16 protein-coding genes are annotated in these 22,910 nt (G+C 43.4%); 6 read left to right on the top strand and 10 right to left on the bottom strand.

Annotated features, from left to right (window positions below; translation table 11 throughout):
• Window positions 1–8: 8 nt before the first annotated feature.
• The 3 genes from ABD894_RS21965 to ABD894_RS21955 form a co-directional block, all read right to left on the bottom strand.
• Window positions 9–1,826, bottom strand: a complete 1,818-nt coding sequence (locus ABD894_RS21965; protein WP_345213232.1) for a TonB-dependent receptor — start codon at window positions 1,824–1,826, stop codon at window positions 9–11.
• Window positions 1,827–1,836: 10 nt separating this feature from the next.
• A complete protein-coding gene (locus ABD894_RS21960) occupies window positions 1,837–5,001 on the bottom strand; it encodes a tetratricopeptide repeat protein (protein ID WP_345213231.1) in 3,165 nt (1,054 codons plus the stop codon).
• A 148-nt stretch (window positions 5,002–5,149) separates the two neighbouring features.
• Entirely contained in the window at window positions 5,150–5,512 is a 363-nt protein-coding gene (locus tag ABD894_RS21955; protein WP_345213230.1) for a response regulator, read from the bottom strand.
• Between the two features lie 113 nt (window positions 5,513–5,625).
• Here ABD894_RS21955 and ABD894_RS21950 point away from each other — a divergent pair, with 113 nt between their 5' ends.
• Window positions 5,626–5,871, top strand: a complete 246-nt coding sequence (locus ABD894_RS21950) for a hypothetical protein (RefSeq protein WP_345213229.1) — start codon at window positions 5,626–5,628, stop codon at window positions 5,869–5,871.
• Window positions 5,872–6,409: 538 nt separating this feature from the next.
• Here the strand turns inward: ABD894_RS21950 and ABD894_RS21945 are convergent.
• Both ABD894_RS21945 and ABD894_RS21940 read right to left on the bottom strand, forming a co-directional pair.
• Window positions 6,410–6,772 (bottom strand): response regulator transcription factor, encoded by a 363-nt coding sequence (locus ABD894_RS21945; RefSeq protein WP_345213228.1) that lies wholly within the window; start codon window positions 6,770–6,772, stop codon window positions 6,410–6,412.
• Window positions 6,773–7,038: 266 nt separating this feature from the next.
• Complete coding sequence (locus ABD894_RS21940; RefSeq protein ID WP_345213227.1) at window positions 7,039–8,253, bottom strand: BamA/TamA family outer membrane protein; 1,215 nt, start codon at window positions 8,251–8,253, stop codon at window positions 7,039–7,041.
• Window positions 8,254–8,455: 202 nt separating this feature from the next.
• Between ABD894_RS21940 and ABD894_RS21935 the strand changes: the two genes are divergently transcribed.
• On the top strand, window positions 8,456–14,935 hold the full coding sequence (locus tag ABD894_RS21935; RefSeq protein WP_345213226.1) for an alpha-2-macroglobulin family protein: 6,480 nt from the start codon (window positions 8,456–8,458) through the stop codon (window positions 14,933–14,935).
• A 208-nt stretch (window positions 14,936–15,143) separates the two neighbouring features.
• Here the strand turns inward: ABD894_RS21935 and ABD894_RS21930 are convergent, their stop codons facing one another.
• Together ABD894_RS21930 and ABD894_RS21925 are read right to left on the bottom strand one after the other, a co-directional pair.
• A complete protein-coding gene (locus tag ABD894_RS21930; RefSeq protein ID WP_345213225.1) occupies window positions 15,144–15,446 on the bottom strand; it encodes a YMGG-like glycine zipper-containing protein in 303 nt (100 codons plus the stop codon).
• Window positions 15,447–15,535: 89 nt separating this feature from the next.
• A complete protein-coding gene (locus tag ABD894_RS21925) occupies window positions 15,536–16,504 on the bottom strand; it encodes a GlxA family transcriptional regulator (protein ID WP_345213224.1) in 969 nt (322 codons plus the stop codon).
• 317 nt (window positions 16,505–16,821) lie between these two features.
• Between ABD894_RS21925 and ABD894_RS21920 the strand changes: the two genes are divergently transcribed.
• The 3 genes from ABD894_RS21920 (at window position 16,822) to ABD894_RS21910 (ending at window position 19,100) form a co-directional block, all read left to right on the top strand.
• Window positions 16,822–17,328, top strand: a complete 507-nt coding sequence (locus ABD894_RS21920) for an SRPBCC family protein (protein ID WP_345213223.1) — start codon at window positions 16,822–16,824, stop codon at window positions 17,326–17,328.
• Complete coding sequence (locus ABD894_RS21915) at window positions 17,328–17,756, top strand: nuclear transport factor 2 family protein (protein ID WP_345213222.1); 429 nt, start codon at window positions 17,328–17,330, stop codon at window positions 17,754–17,756. Before ABD894_RS21920 ends, ABD894_RS21915 begins: the two co-directional genes overlap by 1 nt.
• A 114-nt stretch (window positions 17,757–17,870) precedes the next feature.
• Complete coding sequence (locus ABD894_RS21910) at window positions 17,871–19,100, top strand: multidrug effflux MFS transporter (protein WP_345213221.1); 1,230 nt, start codon at window positions 17,871–17,873, stop codon at window positions 19,098–19,100.
• 187 nt (window positions 19,101–19,287) lie between these two features.
• Here the strand turns inward: ABD894_RS21910 and ABD894_RS21905 are convergent, their stop codons facing one another.
• Complete coding sequence (locus ABD894_RS21905) at window positions 19,288–19,689, bottom strand: hypothetical protein (protein WP_345213220.1); 402 nt, start codon at window positions 19,687–19,689, stop codon at window positions 19,288–19,290.
• A gap of 250 nt (window positions 19,690–19,939) precedes the next feature.
• Here ABD894_RS21905 and ABD894_RS21900 point away from each other — a divergent pair, with 250 nt between their 5' ends.
• Entirely contained in the window at window positions 19,940–21,832 is a 1,893-nt protein-coding gene (locus tag ABD894_RS21900; protein WP_345213219.1) for an SPFH domain-containing protein, read from the top strand.
• 86 nt (window positions 21,833–21,918) lie between these two features.
• Here ABD894_RS21900 and ABD894_RS21895 read toward each other — a convergent pair whose 3' ends face one another.
• Together ABD894_RS21895 and ABD894_RS21890 are read right to left on the bottom strand one after the other, a co-directional pair.
• Entirely contained in the window at window positions 21,919–22,404 is a 486-nt protein-coding gene (locus ABD894_RS21895) for a hypothetical protein (RefSeq protein ID WP_345213218.1), read from the bottom strand.
• Entirely contained in the window at window positions 22,388–22,879 is a 492-nt protein-coding gene (locus ABD894_RS21890) for a sigma-70 RNA polymerase sigma factor region 4 domain-containing protein (RefSeq protein WP_345213217.1), read from the bottom strand. Before ABD894_RS21890 ends, ABD894_RS21895 begins: the two co-directional genes overlap by 17 nt.
• Window positions 22,880–22,910: the final 31 nt, after the last annotated feature.

The following is a 22,910-nucleotide window of genomic DNA, read 5'->3' as shown; positions in this document are numbered from 1 at the left end:
TCAAAAAACTAAAAGGCATATCCAACGCCGCCAAAGATATTAAATCCGTAGTTATTATAATATAACCATGTTGGATTAGTGTTGCTCAGCAAGTTGTTCACCTGTACAAATACCGAAAGCTGCTTGGTGGCTTTGTACTCCACGCCGCCGTTAAGGTCAACAAACGATTTTATCGATATTGGAGCCTGTTGAGCCAGCGGCGCACCGGTAGCATCAGTCAGGAACCTGTCGTAAGTATTACCACGGATCAGCATTGAACCATTAATGTTCACCTTATTGCTGATACGGATAACGGTACCGGCAGTCAGTTTAAACTTAGGCATGTTCCAGGCTTGCGCTTCGCTGGCCATTTTAAAGTCTTTAAACTCCACGCGGCCAAATATGCTCAGGTCGTCGGTAGCTTTAAAATCCAATTCGCCATTGAAACCGCTAACGCGCGAACGGCCGTCATCATAAATAACACCAAACTTGTTGTTATAACCAAGGGCACGATCGAAATTGTTAACAAACAAGGCCATATCCTTAATGCTGTTACGGAAGAAGGTAGCCTTAAAGCCTAAACCCGGCGCCAGCGTACCTTTTAAACCTACGCTCACATCAAACTGATCAACCGAGTTTTTAATGGCGATGTTTTCGCCGATGTATGGGTTGGTTTCAGAGAAATCGCGTAACGATGCCTTGTTTACATCTCCTTTGGCTTCGGCAAATAAACGTACGTATTTAGGTATTACCTGGAACTCCAGCTTGGCAGCAGGAAACAGGAAGAAACGGCTGCTTACGCCAAATTCTTTAACGATGCTTACACCCGCGTCAATCTTATAATTTTCGCCCTGAAATTTGATGTAAGGGTTTAACCTTACCAGGCTGTTGTTGTACGAGTACAGGCTATCCTTTTGCGTGCTTAGATCTAACGAAGCAGCCAAACCTGCATAAAATTGCTTAACCGTTTGGTTCAGGAAACCCGATATTACTACGTTGTTCTCTTTAGCCTTGTAAGCGTTATTAAATAAGTAACCATTCAGTTTTAAAGCGTAGGTGAAATCGTTCTCTACATCTTTATAGTTTTTGGTTAGCTCACCTTCGGCGCTTAGCGTACTGAAATGTTGTTTCAGCGGGTTGAAATCAAGCAGTGCAGAATCGCGGTTGTAACCGAAAAAGTTTACAGCCCTGCGTTTGTAATTGATGGTACCGCGTAGTGTATTTTCGGCCAGTATGGTTTTACCGAATACGCCTAACTCATTGCGGCTTTCATTCTGCTTGTTAAAATCGCTGCCTTTTTGGGCGAAGTGTTTTACATAGCCGCCTACCTGCAAGGCCTCATCTTTACCATTGGCAAAGTAGCCTTCGGCGAAGGTGGTTTTCATGCTGCCCAAACCTACCTTAGCGTAGTTATTGCTCGGGATAGAGTCCTGCTCCGGCGGCCTTTTCATGGCTTCCAGCTGTTGTATCTCGTTGTCTTTGTCCAGTCTTTTATCTAAGGTAGTATAGCTCAACGGTGCCTTGAACGGACTTTTATCTTCCAGATCAGGGTTTCTGCGGATCTTTACCGCGTCGGCCAGTACCGGTTTGTATGAGGTGGTTACCACAATCTCTTCCGACAGGCTGCTGGTGCCTTTATCAGGCGTATTATTATTGCCGCCTTTTTTGGTGGTATCCTGTACTACTTTGGCAGCCGCGTCGCCCAGTTTTTTAGCTGTTGATTGCGATGCGGGCGTGGTAGTCTTTTTTGTAGTGGTAGTAGCCTTCTTCTTTACTTGTGCAGCAGCAGGAACAAAGTAGAATGCCGTAAGTAAGGAAAATAGTATATAGCTGTATCTTAATTTCATTGCTCGCTTTTTATTGTTCTTTGTTATCCTGTGTATCTTGTTTTGTGGCATCCGGTGTAGCGGTACTGTCTGTACCGGCCGGTTTTTGCACATCCTCTTTAATGTTCGCTTTCTTTTTGGCAGCGCCGGTGGTCGTGGTGGTTTTCTTACCCGGACTCAGTTTTTCCAGCTTTTGCTTGGCAGTAGGCAATACATCATCATCACCTTTATAATTATCTATCACACTCTGTAGTGTAGCTTTTGCCTGAAAATCATCTTTTAAAGCCACATAGTTATCAGCTAACAGAATGTAGGTTTTGGCTACCCAGTAATCATAGTTGGGCAACTCTTTCACCAAATCAAAACATGTTTTTTGCGATGCCTTGTATTTGCCTTTCAGGTATTCAATATTGGCTACGTTGTATTTGGCTTCGGCCGCGGCAATGGTTTTGGTATTGCTTACAGTATAATCAAACTCTTTAACAGCGGCGGTGGTATCACCCAATTGCAGGTGAGCCTGACCGGCGTATAAACCTGTTTTAAACTTGTCCTCCTGCGCGGTCTTCTCGTTTTGCCTTACCAGTGCTACGTATTTCAGCACATCGTCAGACATTTCCATCTGTGCGTAGCACATCAACAAAGTATTAAGGGCGTAAGTATAATCGGCTTTGTATTCAGAGTTGGTTTCCAGTCTTTTCAGGAATACCACGGCATCATTATATTTCTTTTGGGCGATATACAACTTAGCCATGCTGATCAGCGATTTCTCGGTGTAAGCACTTGTCCAGTCATTCAGGATGAAGTTGTAATCAACTACGGCTTCCTGCGGACGATCAAGGTTAACCAATGCCTGCGCACGCAGGTACCTCGCCTGTTTATCGTAGATCTGTTTCGACGGGAATTTATCCAGGTAAGCATTCACCGCGTTCACGGTACCCTGCCAGTCGGCTTTCAGGTACAGGTTATTGGCGGCGGTGATCATGATGTTCTCCTGATCTGCCGTGGTGTAGTTACCTATAGAAGTTGTACCGGCGTAGTTGATGAACGTTTGCGCGTCACCCTTATCGGTATAAATTTTCTCTACCTGTTTCAATGCCTGTTTAGCCTCATCGGTTGATGAGTAATCCTGAACTACCTTTTTAAATGACTCAACAGCGAGGTCATCCTGGTTGTTGTTGTAATCAATTAAACCGATAGTTACCAGCGCACGCGGTACGTAGCTGCTGCTCGGATACTTTTGTATCATGGCATTCAGGTCGGTTTTGGCGCGTTCACCATCCGTTTTCAAGAAGTAGGTATAAGCGATCTCGAAAGATGAATCATCCGCGTAATCAGAGTTCGGGAACTTGGCCAGTACATCATTCAGGGTACTGATCTTGGTATCCAGGCTACCCTGTAAACCCTGTATCATACCACGCTGAAATAAGGCGTAATCTTCACCCGGACTGCGCTGCGCGATGATCCTGTTATAATAAGTTAAGGCGTTGGTATAGCTTTTCATTACAAAATAGCTATCGCCCAAACGGGTAACCGCATCGTTAGTTGTATTTACATCCTTTTCGCCGCCTTGTAAAAAGCGCTCGAAATAACGGGCTGCCTTAGGGTATTGCTCACCGTAGAACGCTGCGTAAGCTAAAGCGTAGTTAGCGTAATTGCTTACACTGGTTTCTTTTGCCTCGGGCATATCCAAAAACTTCTCGAAGTTCTCTACCGATTCGCCGTATTTGCGCACCTCGTACATCGCCTCGGCCATCCAGTAGGTGGTTAGGGCAGTGGTTTTAGGATCAACCGCGCTGTTTAACGACCGCAGGAATATACCAATGGCATTTTCAAAGGCACGCTCATTATAAAACTCCAATCCGCGGAAATAGGTCACCTTTTGGTAAGCCGTTTTAGCGCTGATAGATTTGTTAGGAATAGGCTCCAGTATCTCAACCGCCTCTTTGTAGTTATGCGAGTTAAGTAAGGCTTCGCCCAATAATATCTTTACCTCTTCCAGCCTTTTGCTGCGTGGATAGTTTTTAAGATAAGTACGGGTAGCTTCTAATGCCTGGGTATTAAAATCGAGTTCGTAAGATAACTTGGCGTAGTTGTACAAAGCGTCTTCCTGCAATGTTTTATCAAAGCTTAACCTTGATGCAGCGAAGTAAGCGTTGCGTGAGCCCTGCTTATCGTTCAGTTTCAAAAATACATCGCCCAGTATGTAGTTACCGTTTTGGCTGTATACATCATTCTGGCCTATCAGTTTCTTTAGTTCGGTTGCCGATTTTGCATAATCATTAACCTTGTAAAGCGCGTAACCTATCTGGTAGCTATCCTGCGTGTTTTGGGTTTTACCCTGATCCTGGCTTTGGAAACGGGTATAGTATTCAACCGCCTTAGGGTAGTTGTTTTTAGCGAAGTACGATGCGCCAATGATGCGCAGCATTTCGGTTTCGTGCTGTTGCTTGGTGCGGTTAATGATTGGGATGGCGTAGTTAAGCACATCATCATAACGCTTATCTAAAAAGTAAACAGCCGAAATATAATACGGGTAACTGTTCTCGAATTTTTTAGAGTTCTTCAGCTTTTCAAAGTTTACCAATGCCAAATGGTAATCGGTATTGAGGTAAGCGATGTAAGCGAAGTAGTAAGTAGCATCCTCGGTATAAGGCGAACGCTTGTTTTTTACCTCACTGAAAAGCGCTTGCGCGTTCTTGTAATCTTCGGTAGCGAAGTAGGCGTAACCTTTACGGAACTTGTATTCGGTATTGTCGCGGCCGCTTAGTTCGCCGGCTTCTACCTTATCAAACCAAGTGAGAGCTTCGGTGTATTTACCTTGTTTAAAGTACGATTTACCTATTTGGAAGAATGCCATTTTGGTAAGCGGGTTTTCCGGATGTTCTTTGCTGAACTTCAGGAAAAGGCTTTCGGCATTATCGCTGCCTAATTCAAGCGCGCACAAAGCTTCGTAATAATAGGCATCTTCTTTAATAAGAGATACTTCCGATTCAAATTTCGATTGCGTGGTGGTTTTTATCCTCGAATCCTCAACCAGTCTGAATTGCTCGGCCGCGGCTACATATTTACCTTTGTTCAGCAGGTCGAGCCCAGTGTGGTAAGTTTTGTAGATTTGAGACGATGGATTTTGCTGGGCACGTGATTCTAATACAAATAAAACTGCTACAGGCAGGGTAATATATTTAAGTTTTATCATAAAGTGCGTACTAACGATGCGCTAAAATAGCTAAACCGCAAAAATGCAATCCACATTACTAATTCACAAATGTGGAAAACAATTTTTTAACGAAAATACTGCTTTATATTATATACCTGTGGAAAACTTTAAAGTAATTTGAAGCTGATTATGCGGCAAGATGATGCCTCACGGTATTCAAAAGTACGTTAATATCGAATGGTTTCGAAATAAAAGCATCAGGCGATCCTTTTTGCGAAAGCGTACCTGCCAGGTCGTGGCTTGCCGAAATTAATATAACGGGTATATTATTTGTTTCGAATTTGCTTTTAACCTCTCTGCATAGCTCACGGCCATCCATATTGCCCAGCATAATGTCAAGCAATATTAAATCAGGTTGGTTTTCGCTTATCTTATCAAAAAGGTGGTGGCCGTCGCTCAGTGTATCCACTTTATAGCCGGAATCTTCCAGTATAAACTGAAGCACTTCTAAAATGTCGTTATTGTCATCCACCGCTAATATCCGTCTCATTATTTTGTATCTTATTATAAATTAATATTATCTGCACTAAATCCACTTTTCTATTCAATTGCTAATTGGTCAAAACTCGTACCAAATATTAAACAAGTGTTTATAATAATTTTATGATAAGCTTAATAAGCGATTATAAGGTGGCTTTAACCAATGGTTTTGCCGTTTTTACGCACAAGCCTCGCTTTCATGCATTTGGCGCAAAAGTATTTCTTAATGGGATAAATAGGCGAGATCAGCTTGAAAAGCCAGCCCCGATGCATTTGATAGTGGTAAGGGTTGCCGCATTTGGGGCAATCAGGTTTTTTTGGTTGGGTGGTCAAGGCTCAAGTGATTTATTATTACAAATAAATACTTAATTACCTAAAACCAATAAAAAATAGATTTTGATACTATTATTAATTAATAATTATAATAATAGTTACGATAATGAATTACTTGTTAATCGTTAACGTAAGTTTTGTGCTGGCACTTGTAACAGATGTATCTTTTGAGGTGCATCCAGGGTAAAAATAATTTTACAAGCGGGCTTCGGGGAATCCTATCCATTAAACGGCTATTGCATTTAGGGCAATAGTGTATCTTTTTTTGTTCTGTTTCTACAGCGGTGTCTTTTTTTGTAGATATCATTGTGCAATACAATTGAGGGGTAGTTTGTATTAATCACTCAGTAGTATCACAAATTTAAAATTTTTGACAAAAAGTTAAAACAGCGACGATGTTATTAAATTATTAATTGCGCAGGAGGCTTTTCGTTGAAGATTTAATAAAATAGAAGCAGAAATAGCCTTGTTTTTAATTATTTGGCAATAATAGGTACGTTTTTGATTGCAATCAGCTGATTAGTAGTTGATTGATGAGCGTAAGCGTATGAAAATAAAGGGAATTTGCTATGGATTATTGTACAAGGCTATTCACCTTTTCTACAAGCTCGTTTAAGTCGAAGGGTTTGTTAATGATGGCATCACAGCCGTAGGCGAACAATTCGCTGGTATTGTTAATGTAGGCCGAGAAGATAATTACCGGTACTTCGCTGTGATCGGGGTGAGATTTTATTTGTCTGCAAATTTCGCCGCCATTAGTGCCCGCTACACGATAATCAAGTATTACCAAATGCGGATCAAAATCTTTCATCATCGGTATAACATCAGATGCTACACCGGTGCTTTTTACTTCAAATTGTTCATAAGCGAGGGTTTCATGTACAATTTCAAGGATATCCTGATTGTCATCTAACACTAAAATACGTTTCAACATCATATATTATTAATAAAACGAATGAGCCCGAAAAGCTACCTTGATTGTTTTGCTGTGAGTTACCCCTTAATAAGGAGCATGAGTTTGGGCTAATTTTAGTTGGATATTTTTATAAAGCTTACAAAAATACAAAAAAAAATGTGTTCCGGTATTTTTGTTTTGCTATGATTTTTCGGGATCAGTAATAAAGTCAATTAACGGGGTTCAACTATTTTAACGGGTGCTGTAAAAGCTTGTTGCTATGTCAACTCATTGTTACAAAATGGCATTTAAAATGCCTCGCCCAGTGTAACCATCACTGCCGAGTATCCTTTGCTCATACCATAATCAACACCAATATTAGTACCCGAATTTTTATTGAATTTTATCCGCAAGCCCGATCCTCCCGCAGGATTCCAGTACGCGAATCTTTTGGTATCGGGTTCTGATACCGAATTTATGCTGGCAAACAGTACGAAGCCCAGTAAACCATTGCGGGTAATATCCCGGCGGTACTCACTTTCAAAATAGATGAGCTTATCGCCCCTGAAACGGTTTTGACTGATACCCCTGCCCGAACGCTGGTATGGATCCCAGCCTATGCTGGGCAGGTTAAGGTAAGGCGTTCCACCGGAGAGGGTAGTCCAGTAATAGCTCCAAAAGGCCAGTACATTTTTGGGTCCGCCATTGCTTAGCGATACGTATTTGCGCATATCCACATATAAGGATTGCCAATGGTTAATACTACCTAACATTCGTGTATTAAAACGATAAATAAGGTTGGCATAGCAACCGGGTAAGGGGTTGATAGAGTTATTGCGACTATCGTACAACAGGTTGAGGCTTGCACCCGATGAAAAGGAGTTCTTGCTATCGCCGGTGCCGAATCTGTAACCGGTAAAATCTTTCAGTTTGGAATTGTCGTGCCCTTCTATATTTACGTAATAATCTAAATTGTAACCTACCCCGGCATAAAAGTAGGGCTTAATACGTTTCAAGGCACTTTGATAGAAGCGGATGTACTTATAGTCTATCAGCATTTTATCGTCGTTATCGTTGGTACCGCCAAGTCCCCAGGTGTAGTGGGGGTAAACCATTACGCGGGTATCGCCCTGTATATTCCAGTCGTTATTTTTAAGCCAGATGTTTGAGCGGATAGGCAAACCGTAACGCCCCCTGAAATTGAAGTACGGCGTAAAGTTGATGGTGGAGATATAAGTAGTACTGCGATTGCCTAAATAAAAACCTGCTGTGGTAGAGGTGAACAAGGCCTTGCCGCCACCCGGTACAGTTGAGGATATGGGTAGAAACGAAAAATAAACATTCTTCTCTTCTTCAACCTTAACTTTTGACGGACGGATGTTGAACACATCACGACCAATGTCTATCAGATCGCGCTGCCCGTAAGTATTAACCGGGTTGTAAACCGTATCGCGTATCATTTTAGGCTGCGCCAACAGGCAGCAGGGCACTAAAACGAATAATACAGCTAACACTCTGATCATATATAATTGCTTAACGGATTAGATGCGAATTGGGTTTAGCTGGCGACGATTAAATTATGATTTTATTATGACAAATGGAAGAGAAATAAATTATTTCAGTAAACTGCTTTTTCGGAGATGATTGGCTTGCCTTGCTCAATTATTAAAAGGGATTTTTTTGATATAAATAGTATCTTACACGGGTATAACCTCATCGCTTATTATGCGCCATCTAAACCTGTTTGTATTTAAAATGCTGCTTGTCGCGGCGTTTTTACTGGGCTTTCAGTCCGCATTTGCCCAAACTGCTTACGATAAATTAACCCGGAAAATTGATTCGCTTGCGGGTATTGGTCTGCCTAAATCGGCATTGGTTGAGGTAAACAAGCTTGATGCCCTGGCGCGTAAAGATGAGAACCCTTCGCAAATTATCCGGGCGGTGATCTATCGTATCACCATGCAAAGCTATATGGATGAAGACGCGATGATGCCCATTATTGATACGCTTAAAAATGATATAGCCCGGGCACCTTTCCCGGTGAAGCCTGTATTGCAATCTTTATTGGGCGATATGTACTGGAACTACTATCGTAGTAATCGTTACCGGTTCACCAACCGCACTAAACTTGAAAAACAGGATGCCGATTTCAGAAACTGGGACCTGGAAACCATACTTACCGAAGCGGGCAAGCAATATGCTTTATCATTACAAGATGCCGCCAAAGAGCAAAATACGCATGTTGATGTATTAAGCGACGTACTTGTAGGTGATAAAGAAACGCGTTACCTGCGGCCTACACTTTACGACTTGTTGGTACACCGCGCGTTTGATCTGTTCCTGTCGCCCGAGGCAAATGTTACCAGCGTACGGAAAGTCTTCTTCGCTAAAGACCCCCGCTTTTTTACCGATAGCAAAACCTTCGCCTCTTTAACCTTAAATACTACTGATACCATATCCATGCCTTACTGGGGTATTAAGTATTTGCAACAGGCGACCGCCTTTCACCTGCAAAGTGGCAATGCAGAAGCACTGGCCGATCTGGATCTTAAACGAATCAGCTTTTTGTTCCCTAATGCAAGATATGACGGCAATAATGTTCAATATAAAAACGCGCTTCAACAAATAGCTGCCGATTTTGCCTCGAAACCTATCAGTGCCGATGCCCTGGCCCTATTGGGTGCATATTATAAGGATAAGGACAGCTTAGTAACGGCTCATGCTATCCTTAAAAAAGCAGTAAATAGTTATCCGCAAAGCTTGGGCGGCAAAAACGCCGCGATGTTGCTTAATAATATTGAAAAAAAGAGCACAACAGTAAAGGTAGAAAATGTAAATATTCCAGATAAACCAATACTGGCCTTGTTGCAATACCGGAACATATCATCAGCTGGTGTTTTGATATATAAACTAACCTCTAAACAAACACAGCGATACAATCATCTGCGCGAATTAGCGGAAAGAGAGCTAAGCAACCCTGATGTGACAGCCGATAGCCTGATGGGTTTTTTACAGCGCAGCGCGAAACTGTATAAACAGCAGCAAATAAAGGTGCCTGATAGCGCTGATTTTAAAGGCCATAGCACCGAGTTTAAAATTGAGCCTTTAACAAGTGGTAATTACGTTTTGGTAGCTATGGAAAGCGGGGCAAAAGATGCCGATACCTATGCAATGGTTTCCTTTAGTGTAAGTAACCTTGGTTGCGTTGTTCGGCGTAATCCGGATGAGCTTATTGAATTGATAATTAACGACCGCCAAACCGGAAAGCCTTTGAACGGTGTGCAGGTAAATGTTTTAGCAAGAAAGGATTACAGCGAAGAGGCTGATCTGTCCAAATTGATCACCCGTGACTTTACCGATATTAACGGACGTGTAAAACTAAACGTAGTTTCAAATTATGGGCTTGCCTTTCAACTGGTGAATAAAACCGATACCCTGCTTGATGTTAGTAAGTATGTAACAGGAAGATATAATACAAGTTATCGTGATGCCAATGATGGTGGGCAGAAACATACTTTGTTATTTACCGACAGGCAGATCTATCGTCCGGGGCAAACCATCTATTTCAAGGGCTTACAGATAAAAACGATAAAAAACAAAAGCGCTATAATGGTTGGCGAAAAAGTTAATATTAAGTTAGTAGGGCTCAACGGTAAAGACTTGGTAAAAACAGAATTAACTACTAATGAATACGGTACTTTCGCAGGCTCTTTTATAATTCCGCAGAATATACTTTTCGGTCAGGCATTTCTTAAGGCTGATAACGGAATGCTTGATTTTAGAATTGAAGAGTACAAGCGCCCTACGTTTTCTGTAGAATTTAATCCTGTAAAGGAAACATATAAGTTTAATGATAGTGTAACTGTTACAGGTACGGTAAAGGCATTTGCAGGCTATGGGCTTTCAAGCACTTCAGTTGCCTATAAAATAAACCGAAGAAGCGTTCATTTTAGAGGGATAGAATATGGCGGAAGGTACAGCAACGTGTGGGTGCCCAATGCCGAAATTGCCGCCGATACCGTAACAACAGATATTAACGGAGCTTTTACTATAAAATTTAAGGCCTTGCCCGGCGAAAGAACCACCAACATAAGCTATGCCTATGATGTTACAGCAGATGTTACCGATGGTAGTAATGAAACGCAAACAGGTAAGGCCAGTGTAACTGTGGGCACTAAAACTGTACAGATTAATATGGCTATACCGGCGTATGTATTTACAAAAGATACACTTAAATTTCCTCTGTCGGTTAATAACCTAAATGGTAAACAATTAAAAGCAGAGGTGAAAGTACAGGTATTTGCCCTGCAAGGTACAGGTAAAGTATTCAACGATCGCTTATGGGAAAGGCCCGATCAGTTTACACTTACCGCTGAAGATTACGCAAAGGACTTCCCGGCCTATTCTTTTAACGATGAAGAATTATATAATAAATGGCCGGTTAAAGAAAAGGTGTTTGAAACTACCATTAATACAAATGATTCTACTGCATCGGTACTTGATGCAGCGAGTTTAAAAAAACAGCCATCGGGTGTATATAAAATAATAGTTACGGCATTAACCCCTAACGGCGATAAGGATAGCCTGGAGGCCTACAGCAAGTTTGTTTTCGATGATCCGATAATTCAAAATGCTAATGATTGGTTGATCCCCATAAAAAAAGACGCTACTCCGGGTGGTTCGGTAGCGTATTTGGCTGGTTTTAACAGCGGGGGATACATACTGGCCGAAAAGTATCGTGGTAATAAACTATTATCGTCGGCCTGGGTAAAGGTGGATAAAGGCCCGCGGTTGTTTAATTTTCCGGTGACTAACGACGATGAATATGCTTCTGTACAGTTTTTTATGGTGTGTGCTAATAGGCAATACATCAGTTATCAAAACATAAATATTACAAAGCCTGAAAATAAATTAAACATAAAATTCAGCACATTCAGAAACAAGTTGCAGCCCGGTGAAAAGGAGAAATGGAAACTACAGGTATCGGGTACTAAAAATGAAAAGGTTGCCGCCGAGATGGTTGCCGCAATGTATGATGCATCGTTAGATGATATTACGCCCGCGCTGCAATGGAATGGCGATCTTGGTCAGTTTTATTCAAGAATTATTTACGATTATTTTAAATGGCAAACTTATGGCTATGTTAAAGAAGCTACAGCTGAGCGTTTACATGAACCCTGGATAAATGAATCGTTTAAAAAACGCGATTATGAAAAACTGAATCTTTTCGGCTACAATTATTATGGTTTAGGCGGCGACATTTACCGGCAATATTTGCAAGAGGTAAAAAACAATAAAAGCGCTGCCGAGCGAAGACGCATAGCAGACAAGGAATTGGCTGCCGAATACCTTAGGAATGCCGCCAAAGTGTCCAAAGGTTATATTATTGCAGGGCGGGTGTTTGAGGAGACGACCAATATGGAATTTCCGGGGGTATTGGTAACCATAAAGGGCACTAAAATAAGTACGCAAACTAATTCGTTTGGTTACTTTAAAATTAAGGTGCCGCCAAAAGCCTCACTGGTATTTAGCTTTATAGGTTATAAGGGTTATGGGCTGAAAACCACCAAAGCCAAAAGCGATGTGCAAATAAAGCTTGAAGAAGATCATCAAGCTTTGGAAGAAGTAGTAACAGTAGCCTACAGCAATCATAAAAAAGAAACTTTAACCGGTGCGGCTTATGCTTTTGCAGAAGTTAGTAATGGTGCTCCGGGTTTTCGGGGCTCAATTCAAATACGGGGAAAGAGTGCTTACGGAGATCCCAGTGCTGATATACGTATTGATGAACCTGTAGGAAATTCAGATGTTAAACAAGTAATTGAAGATTCTCCTAACGAAGGTTTGCCTGTTAAACCTATTACTACCCGTAAAAACTTTGCCGAAACAGCCTTCTTTTACCCGCAACTGCATACTGATGAAAAAGGACAGATCCTGATTGATTTCACTATTCCCGAATCGCTTACCCGCTGGAAGTTCAGGGGATTGGCGCATACTAAAGATCTGCAATTGGGCTATATAGAGCGAAGTGTGATCACCCAAAAGCAATTGATGATCAGTGCCAATATGCCGCGCTTTTTACGCGAGGGCGATACGCTTACGGTATCGGCGCGTTTGGCTAACATCACCACGCAAACCTTAAAAGGCAAGGTGAACCTGCAACTATTTAACGCGCTCACTATGCAGCCTGTTAACCTGCTGGTTAACCCGAAAGAAGCGGAACAAAATGTTGAGGTAGCCGGTTCAACTAATAAATCAGTATCCTTTAAGTTGATCATCCCGGCCGGATTAGACGCGCTTACCTATCGCCTCACCGCGCAGGGGGGCGACTACAGCGATGGGGAAGAAAATACCGTGCCCGTACTCCCTAACAATATGTTGGTTACAGAGAGCTTGCCGATGATGGTGAGGGCCGGGCAAACAAAGGCTTTCACGTTTGATAAACTGATCAACCAAACCAGCACAACACTTAAAAATAAGACACTCACACTGGAGTATACCCAAAACCCGGCATGGACGGCGGTACAGGCGCTGCCTTATATGATGGAGTTCCCTTACGAATGTTCGGAGCAGATCTTTAGCCGGTATTATGCCAATAGTTTCGCTACGGCTATTGTAAACAAATACCCGCAAATTAAACAGGTGTTCGACCGGTGGAAAGCCACCGACTCCAAAGCCCTACTATCTAACCTCGAAAAAAATGAAGAGCTGAAATCGGTACTGTTAGAAGAATCGCCCTGGTTGCAGGATGCCGTCAGCGAGAGCGAGCAGAAGAAGCGAATAGCCTTATTGTTCGATCTTAACAAGATGAGTTATGAGCTGGCGCAAAACCTTGGCAAACTGGAGAAAAGACAGCTGCCGGGCGGCGGCTTCCCGTGGTTTGGTGGTGAGTATGCCGATAGCTATATCAGTCAGCATATCCTGGCGGGTATAGGTCAGCTTAAAAAATTAAACCTGGGCGAGGAGAGCAATAAATCGTTAAAATCTATCACCGAAAAATTGCTCGTTTACATGGATAATGAATTGAAGGGCCGCGAGTTGAATGTTCGTAAATATGATAAAAATTACAAAACCCGTAATGTAGATAACCTCGAAACACATGCCTGGTATGCCCGCAGCTATTTTACGTCGGTAAAAATGGATGCCGAATTGAGCGAGGTTTTACAGAATTATATAAACAGGGCGGCCAGTCAATGGGTAACGCAAAGCGAATATGAGAAAGCCCTTATAGCGCTTACTATGTACCGTTACAACAGGAAAGATGTAAGCCAAAAGATCATTAATTCATTACTGGAAACCGCTAAGCAGTCAGATGAGTTGGGCATGTATTGGCCAAAGAACCAGTCGGGATATTATTGGTACCAGGCGCCGGTGGAAACACAGTCGCTAATGATCGAGCTGTTTACCGAAGCTACCAATAACCTGAAAGCGGTGGAAGAAATGAAGGTTTGGCTGCTCCGCAATAAACAAACAAGCAACTGGCGAAACACCAAAGCCACTGCCGCCGCTTGTTACGCCTTATTAATGAAGGGCGATAACCTGCTGGCTGATAATACCGAAAGTACGATCACCATTGCCGGTAAATCGCTTACCGAACTAAAGCCCGATGTAAAAACGGAAGCCGGTACAGGTTATATTAAAACCGCCTGGGCTGATGAGCAGGTAAAACCTGAACTGGGCAAAGTGGAGATCAAAAACAACAGCAAAACCATTAACTGGGGCGCTTTGTACTGGCAGTATACCGAAAAATTGGATAAAATAACGCCATCAAACACGGCAATAAAACTGGAACGTAAATACTTCATCCTGAAAAAGACCGACGCGGGCGATGTGCTTACTGCTGTTGATGCCGCACATCAACCCAAAACGGGCGATATATTGAAAGTAGTTGTATACCTCAATGCCAACCGCGATTTTGACTACATACACCTGAAAGATATGCGCCCGGCAGGTACCGAACCTGTTGACGCGCTATCCGCATATAAATACCAGGATGGCTTATATTACTACCAGGTAAGCAAGGATGTAGCTACCAACTTTTTCATCAGCACGTTAAGAAAAGGTAATTATGTATTCGAGTATAAATTGCGGGTAGCACAACCAGGCAAGTATGCCACTGGTATCACCAGCGTACAAAGCATGTACGCCCCCGAATTTAACGCCCACAGCGCCGGGCAGCGTTTGGAGTTTGCGGAAGCGAAGAAGTAAATTCGCTTAAGGCTTAATACTTACGAAGTTTTCAAAACTTCGTAAGTATTTGTATGGAAGTTGATTAATGTGCTATTCAACGAATTGTCATTGCAAGGCACGAAGCAATCGCAAACTATACAGAGCGGTCACGCAGAGCTACGTGATTGCTTCGTGCCTCGCAATGACAAATATTAAAAAGGCCTGCCAAACGCAAGCCTCATTATACTTAATTAACCTTTTTCTTTTTCTTTAAACTTCTGCGGTAAGCGCGCTCTTTCTTCTCTTTGCTTAAGCGTTTTTCGTTACCTATTACGTAACCGCCGCCGGCGCCAAGCGCGCCGCCAATTACGGCCCCTTTTACGTCCTGGCCTATCAGTCCGCCTGCTACCGCGCCTGCTGCGCCGCCAATGATGGCACCTTTACCTTGCTGACTAATACCTTTCTTCTTTTTTGTTTGGGCGTGGGCAAAATCACCTGCCGAAAGCAGGAATGTGATGATCAACCCGCCATATATTGCTAACTTTTTCATAGGTCATTATATTTAAAATGATAACTATGCAAATAGTAAGCCAATAATGATTTTTGGCGATTATTTTATTGATATATAGCTGTTTGCGGTTAGCTGTTGCTTGCCTGAAACTTATCCCTGTACTCTTTAGGGGTTAAACCAACGCCTTTTTTAAACAACTGCCGGAACGATTTTAGGTCGTTATAACCGGAATTGAACATGATCTCGGTGATGCTTTGGTTGGTTTTTTCCAGTAGTTTTTTAGCGCCCTCAATGCGGGTACGTTGCAGGTATTCGATAGGGGTAATGCCGGTAGCATGTTTAAAACGGCGCACAAAATTGCGTCGGCTTGAAGGTATGTCGCCCACGATCTCTTCAATGGTAGCCGATTGCGCATAGGCCGATTCCATGCGTTGCTGTACGGTAGCTACCAATGGGTCGTTATGGTTTTTCTCGGGTAAAAAGGTAGCGAAGTAGTTCTGCCGGTCGCGGTCCATATCTATTGAAAACATTTTGGCAATTTGTACGGCAGCATCGCGTCCGCAATATTTCTCTACCAAATAAAGCAGTAGGTGAAAGGTGTTGGTGGCACCGCCGCTGGTATAAATGCCGTCATCGCAGGTAAGCACATCATCGCCCTGCACCATAACATCAGGAAAGGCACGCGATAAACTGCCCGTGGCCATTACGTGCGTAGTCGCTTTTTTGCCGTTAAGCAAGCCGGTTGCAGCCAACAGGAACGCGCCTGTACAAAAACTTGCGGCTTCGGCCCCCTGTCTGCATTGTTGCTGTATCCAAGGGATAAAGGAATGGTTTGAGCGCACAGCCTCTTCCATATCGGCCATAGAGTTAAAGGCGGGTATCAGTATCACATCGGGCTTTTGGGCGTCGGCAGTGTTTACGGTTTGGTATTTCTCGTGTACCGTAATGGTGTCGCCGTTGTTAAGCAGTTGAATGCTGAAAGCCGGGGGCAGTTGTTTAATAGCATTAAAATTATTAACGCTTTCAAAAATATCTAATATGGCCGCTACACTAATGGGACGGCTTTGGCGCGTATATAACAGTGCGAGGTTGATCATAGGTGGTATAAATTGTACTAAAAGTTAAAAAGGCCGCGTCATTGCGAGGAGGAACGACGAAGCAATCCCCGATTTACAGGGCCGCTCTGTATAGTTTGGGATTGCTTCGTGCCTCGCAATGACGTATTTTTTATAATGTTCATATTTAGAAACTATTTCTTGATCAGTTTCTAAGAAACTAAACTACAATATTTTGTCTTTTTTGCCCCCTTTTATTGACATTTTTTCACCGTGCGCAATTCGTTTAACCTGGCTAATTTTATATTATGCCGGTGGTATGTGGTTTTACAGCGGCAATTAAACTTAAAAGGCACCGTATGTTATTTAATTTAAGTTATTTTCAATATACGCAAAACATGCCGATGGCGGCAATTACACACCAGGTATGGATAAAGGCTTCTGCAAATAAGGTTTATGATGCCGTTACCGGGCAGGAGGGTCTATCGCAATGGTGGATCAGGAAAACCACCGCCCGGCCCGAACTTGGTTATATCAACCTGTTTGATGAAGGCGCAAGCGGCGTAACCCCCATGAAGATCATCGAACTGACACCGAATGAATTTGTAGAATGGCAATGCCTGTTACCCGAAGATGAGTGGACCAACACCCGTATAAGTTTCGATATTCAGCAGAAAAAAGGCGCGGTTATACTTAACTTTAGCCATAGCTGCTGGCGGCAGCAAAGCGAATACTTTTCGGTATGCAATTTTCATTGGGCAAGGCATTTGCTCACCCTTAAAAGCTATTGCGAAACCGGTAAGGGACAACTGGATGTTACCCTAAAAGATAACTGGAAAGAATTAACACAAGCCATAACACAATAATGAAAAACCTATCACTTATATTAATTGCCATGCTGATGCTATCGGCCTGCCGCAAATTTGAAAACAGCGCGCAAAACATCGCGATAGCAGAAGGCATGTTTGAAGCCTTTAACCAGCACGACTGGAAAAAAATGGCGGCTTTTTATGCTGATACGGCCGAGTTTTTAGATCCTTCATTCGGAACGGAATACGTGAAGAAAACACCCGCCGAAACCGCTTCCAAGTATAAAGAGATGCAGCAAATGTTTCCGGATATTAAGGATGACGTTAAAAGTATTACCGCCACCGGCGATAGGGTAGTGGTGGAGTTTGTATCAGGCGGCAGCCTGCCCGATGGTAAAAAATGGCGATTGCCCATTTGCACTGTACTCACTATTACGAAAGGCAAAATTGTAAAAGACGCCACTTATTACGATAATTCGCACTAATAAAAATTGACAATACGCTTATACGAAGTGCAGCTATGTTGCAATAAAATAAGGCATCTTTGCAAAAGCTAAGCCGCCAATACCACCTGCCGCGGCAACAAAACAAAGTACTTTATGACTAAGCAACGATACATTTTCCTCATACTTATTTTAGGAACCCTAACAGCGTTAGGTCCGTTTTCAATTGATATGTATTTGCCGGGTTTTCCGGCCATTGCCACTTACATGCACACAAGCGTGCCCGAGGTGGCGTTATCCCTGTCGAGCTTTTTTATCGGGCTTTCTGCCGGGCAATTGCTATATGGCCCATTGCTTGATAAGTATGGCCGCAAAAAGCCTTTATATTTCGGGTTAACTTTTTATGTGATAGCTTCGGTAGGCTGCGCGTTCGCGGGGTCGCTACATGCGTTAATCCTGTTACGTTTTATACAGGCCATAGGCAGTTGCGCGGCAGCTGTCGCTTCTATGGCCATGGTACGCGATCTGTTCCCAGTGAAAGATAATGCCAAGGTATTCGCCTTGCTGATGCTGGTAGTAGGTGCTTCGCCTATGATAGCGCCTACTGTAGGTGGCTATGTTACGGCGGGTGCAGGCTGGCAATGGGTATTTATTATATTAGCTGTAATGGGCGCGTTGATATTACTGGCAGTGATATTTGCCTTGCCCGATAGTTATCAGCCCGATAAAAGCCTGTCCTTAAAACCTATTCCCATTATTAATGGCTTTTGGGTTGTGTTGAAAGAACCGCAATTTTACACCTATGCCTTTACGGGTGCGTTGGCCTTTTCGGGCCTGTTCGCTTATGTGGCGGGCTCTCCGATGGTGTTTATGGAAGTTTTTGGTGTGAGCAAGGAGAATTACGGATGGATCTTCGCAGGCCTGTCGGTAGGCTTTATCGGATCGAGCCAGGTGAACAGCCTGCTACTCAAGAAATACCGCAGCGAGCAAATTGTAAAAGTATCGTTAAGTGCCCAGGCTATTATTGCGGCATTGTTCTTCACAGGGGCATTGAATAATGTGTTCGGTTTATACGGTACCGTAGCGATGATCTTCCTGTTTTTATGCTGCATCGGTATCACCAACCCTAACACGGCCGCCTTAACATTAGCTCCCTTCGCCAAAAACGCGGGCACGGCATCATCATTAATGGGCGCACTGCAATTAGGCATAGGCGCGCTGGTATCAACAGCCGTTGGTATGTTCGATTCTAAATCGGTACTGCCGCTGGCTATCGTAGTATTCGGTTCGTCTCTGCTGGCCTTTGTGGTTTATTTCACCAGCATCCGCATCAACCGCGACCGCTTTATAGCCGCGGATAATGAGGTGGTTGTTGTTGGGCATTAATTAGTCCATAGTCGATGGTCCATAGTCCATGGTCTATAGTCCATAGTCCATGGTCGATAGCCAATAGTATACAGCGTAATGCAATTTTATCTATAGAATATAAGCCATCGACCATTGTCAATAGCCATTGGTATACAGCGTAATGCAATCTTATCTATGGACCATCGACCATGGACTATGGTCTAAATTACTCCTTAACCGCTTCCACACGTGAGCCGTCGGCGCCTACGGTTTCGAAGATGATCTTTTTGTCGGTAAGTTCTGATACGTAAAAGGGGAACTGGCGCGATTGGCCGTTGTCGAATTCTTCGCGATAGCGTAAATTACTGGCTTCTATTTTATAAGTGCCGTGCGATAGTACTTCGCCGCCCCAAATTATTTTCAGTTTGTCATCGCCCGAAAACTCAATATAGGGCTTGTTTTCATCCAGTTCAATGCTCGAAACCGTATCCGGCGGATTGGCATTTGGTTTAAAAACTTTGATGTATTTCCATTTTCCGCGCAGTTTTTCGGCATTTATGCCTCCGCCGCAGGCCGAAAGCAAAAAAACTAAGGCTCCAATAATTGCTAATATTATATTTTTAGGCATTTTTAATAATGTTATTTTGACAGGAAAATTATAAAAATATCCTGTTATTATTATTTAATTATTTTTTCGCTATCTCTTGCAAATCGTTTTAGTCTATACAATATTTGGTGTGTAATATCATTGCAAAATGTAAACCAAAACACACCGAAAATCTAACCTGCTTTACAGCTAAGGTGCTCAAAATAAAGCTGTAAGTCTATTTTAAAGGCCCGTACCTTAAGGGCTTGGTATTTAAAAATCTCAACCAAAAATGTCTGATTTAAATTTTTACCTGTTATGGGTAGTGCCCCTTGTTGTGCTTATTATTTTGTACAAATTCGTATTAAGGGTGTTCTTCGGGATGGTGATCGTCCCCGACGACCGCATAGGGCTGGTCGTTAAAAAATTCACCTTATCATCAAGCAAGCGCCTGCCCGACGGGCGTATCATTGCTACCAACGGCGAAGCGGGTATGCAGGCCAAAGCCTTAGCGCCAGGTTTGTACTGGCGCATGTGGCCATGGCAGTATGCCATATTTATGCAACCGTTCACCATCATTGAGCAAAATAAGCTCGGACTGGTAAAGGCTAAGGATGGCGCTTCGCTGGATACCGGCCGCGTGCTGGGTAAACCGGTAGACTGCGATAAGTTTCAGGATGCCATTGCTTTTCTGGATAACAACGGGCAAAAGGGCCCGCAGGCGGCTTTCCTTACGCCGGGTAGCTACCGCATTAATACCTTTTTGTTCGAAATTGTTACTGTGCCTATCACCCAGATACAGGAGAACAAAGTAGGGGTGATCACTACATTGGATGGTGAACCGTTGGATAAAGGTGAAATTGCCGGTGAATCGGTAGCCGGGCATAAAAACTTTCAGGATCCGATAGCCTTTATCAATGCCGGTGGCCGCAAAGGTTTACAGGAAGATGTGATACTGGCCGGTACCTATTACCTCAACCCCTGGTTTGTGCTGGTAGAGCAGGTAGATATGATCTATATCCCGATTGGTTATGTGGGCGTGGTGAACTCCTTCGTTGGTCCGTTAGGTAAAGACACCAGCGGCGATAGCTTTAAGCATGGTAACATTGTAAAACGAAACGAAAAAGGGGTGTGGGAAGAACCGCTCGACCCGGGCAAGCATCCTGTAAACATCTACACTCACGCGGTTGAAATAGTGCCAACTACCAACATTGTGCTCAACTGGGCCGATAGCCGCACCGAAGCACACGAGCTGGACAAGAACCTAAGTACCATTACCGTGAGGTCGTCTGATGGTTTTACCTTCAATTTGGATGTGTCGCAAATTATTCACGTACCCAGAAATGAAGCGCCTAAAGTAATAGCCCGTTTCGGTAAAATGAAAAACCTGGTATCGCAGGTACTGGAACCAACTATTGCCAACTACTTCCGTAACTCGGCACAAAAGAGCGATGTGATAGGCTTTTTGGCCAACCGTATACAAAGGCAAAACGATGCTAAAGAACATATCAGCGCGGTGCTGGGTACGTACAATGTTGTTGGGGTTGATACCCTGATAGGTGACATTGTGCCGCCTGCTGCCCTGATGAAAACTCTTACCGACCGTAAAATTGCTGAACAGGAAAAGGTAACCTACGAGATACAGCGCCACGCGCAGATAGAACGTAAGGAGTTTGAAAGTGCCAAAGCCGGTGCCGATATGCAGCCGGAGGTAGTAAAATCAACCCGCCAGGTAGAGATCAATACACAAATGGCAGCTTCAAAAGTAGCATCAGCCAAAGGTGAGGCCGAATCAAAAACCATTAATGCCGAGGCGGATGCCAAAGTGAAAACCATTAACGCCAAAGCCGATGCTGAAGTAAAAACAGTGAATGCCACTGCCGATGCCAACGCTACCGTAGTGAATGGTGATGCCGAAGCCGGGAAGATCAAGGCCATTGGTTTAGCCGAAGCCGAAGTAACCAAGCAAAAGACCGAGGCCATGGGTACCGAACAATACGCCATAGTACGTGTAGCCGAAGCATTAGCCAGCAACAACATTAAACTGGTGCCTGAAATACTGGTGAGCGGTAAAGATGGCGGTTCGGGCGGAATGATTGATGCTTTGATAGGCAGTGATATGCTGAAGAAGCTGCAACGCGAAAACGCCAAAAGTGCAAATAGCGATACCTCGCACAACGAGTAATAAGCTTAATACCTAAACCCTTATCAACAACAATAGCGCATCGTAATGGTGCGCTATTTCTTGTTTTATGCTTTTGAGAGGGGGGCTTACTTCTTCAGTTGCTTCATCTCTGTTTTAAGCTCTAATAATTGCTCCTGCATTTGCCTGTTCTCCAGGTAATAATATATCGCGAAGCCTAAAAATATCTTACCCAGCACAAATACCGCCGCGAAAACCCAGCGCCATACCTTATGTATGCGCATGTGGCTCGATTCCGATTCCACGTTAATGTAGTCAGGCGGAGTTGGTGGGGCTTGCGTATTGTCGTTATAACGTTCGCGATAGATAGCCGGTTCGGTAGGCTGGCGCAAGCTGATCTCTTCAATTTGCTTTTCTATTTTGCTCCAGGTGCCGGGCGGTGGTAGCAGGGCGCCTGCTTCGGCAATGCGCTCCATATCTATCTCCAGCTGTTCTAAGGCCGAACGTATTTCGGGATGCTGCTCTTTCATGTACAGCACTTCCCTGGCTTCTTCTTCAGAAGCGCAACCTAACACGTAGGTTTCAAGTATTCCGCTGTTAATGTATTCCTGCATGATCACGATTGTTCCTGATAATGATAAACGCTTCTTTTAATAATCTTCTTACACCTTCTTCATTGGTGTTCAGTTCGGCAGCAATGGTAGCTGTGTTTTTACCCTGATAATGTATACCGCAAAAAACAAGCTGCTGTTCGGCAGTCATGAGGTCGGTATATTTATTAGGCCTTGCCGATGTGCGCGGCCTGCCATCCTCGCAATCTTCAACGTTTTTAAAATAGCCCGAAAGGCGCTTTTTTGCCATTAACTGAAGCTTGCAATAAGCATTGGTGCCATGCTCCGAAAACTCGTGCAGTACAGTGGGCACATCATTAAAAACGTCTATCAGGTATTTTTCGGCCTGTTGCTCGTCCTTCACTACGTCAAAAATGTAACCCAGTAACATAGCCCCGTACTTATTGTACAAGGTATGTATGGTTTGCAAATTAAACTGCGCAGCGGTCTCTTTATTATATTGTAGCCGGGTGTTCAAAAATTTTATTAGCTAAAGGGGTCAAATTGTT

It is taken from the genome of Mucilaginibacter gynuensis (assembly GCF_039541195.1).
In the GTDB taxonomy this organism is placed as follows: Bacteria; Bacteroidota; Bacteroidia; order Sphingobacteriales; family Sphingobacteriaceae; genus Mucilaginibacter; species Mucilaginibacter gynuensis.
The sequence above is the reverse complement of the archived record's forward strand: the minus strand, read 5'-3'. Positions and strand labels throughout refer to the sequence as shown.

Excerpts from the sequence above, each read along its gene's own strand:
- ABD894_RS21910 (WP_345213221.1), top strand. The coding sequence starts at position 17,871 with ATGACTAAGCAACGATACATTTTCCTCATACTTATTTTAGGAACCCTA.
- ABD894_RS21965 (WP_345213232.1), bottom strand. The coding sequence starts at position 1,826 with ATGAAATTAAGATACAGCTATATACTATTTTCCTTACTTACGGCATTC.
- ABD894_RS21920 (WP_345213223.1), top strand. The coding sequence starts at position 16,822 with ATGTTATTTAATTTAAGTTATTTTCAATATACGCAAAACATGCCGATG.
- ABD894_RS21960 (WP_345213231.1), bottom strand. The coding sequence starts at position 5,001 with ATGATAAAACTTAAATATATTACCCTGCCTGTAGCAGTTTTATTTGTA.
- ABD894_RS21955 (WP_345213230.1), bottom strand. The coding sequence starts at position 5,512 with ATGAGACGGATATTAGCGGTGGATGACAATAACGACATTTTAGAAGTG.
- ABD894_RS21945 (WP_345213228.1), bottom strand. The coding sequence starts at position 6,772 with ATGATGTTGAAACGTATTTTAGTGTTAGATGACAATCAGGATATCCTT.
- ABD894_RS21895 (WP_345213218.1), bottom strand. The coding sequence starts at position 22,404 with ATGCAGGAATACATTAACAGCGGAATACTTGAAACCTACGTGTTAGGT.
- ABD894_RS21935 (WP_345213226.1), top strand. The coding sequence starts at position 8,456 with ATGCGCCATCTAAACCTGTTTGTATTTAAAATGCTGCTTGTCGCGGCG.
- ABD894_RS21900 (WP_345213219.1), top strand. The coding sequence starts at position 19,940 with ATGTCTGATTTAAATTTTTACCTGTTATGGGTAGTGCCCCTTGTTGTG.
- ABD894_RS21915 (WP_345213222.1), top strand. The coding sequence starts at position 17,328 with ATGAAAAACCTATCACTTATATTAATTGCCATGCTGATGCTATCGGCC.
- ABD894_RS21930 (WP_345213225.1), bottom strand. The coding sequence starts at position 15,446 with ATGAAAAAGTTAGCAATATATGGCGGGTTGATCATCACATTCCTGCTT.
- ABD894_RS21905 (WP_345213220.1), bottom strand. The coding sequence starts at position 19,689 with ATGCCTAAAAATATAATATTAGCAATTATTGGAGCCTTAGTTTTTTTG.
- ABD894_RS21940 (WP_345213227.1), bottom strand. The coding sequence starts at position 8,253 with ATGATCAGAGTGTTAGCTGTATTATTCGTTTTAGTGCCCTGCTGCCTG.
- ABD894_RS21925 (WP_345213224.1), bottom strand. The coding sequence starts at position 16,504 with ATGATCAACCTCGCACTGTTATATACGCGCCAAAGCCGTCCCATTAGT.
- ABD894_RS21950 (WP_345213229.1), top strand. The coding sequence starts at position 5,626 with ATGATAAGCTTAATAAGCGATTATAAGGTGGCTTTAACCAATGGTTTT.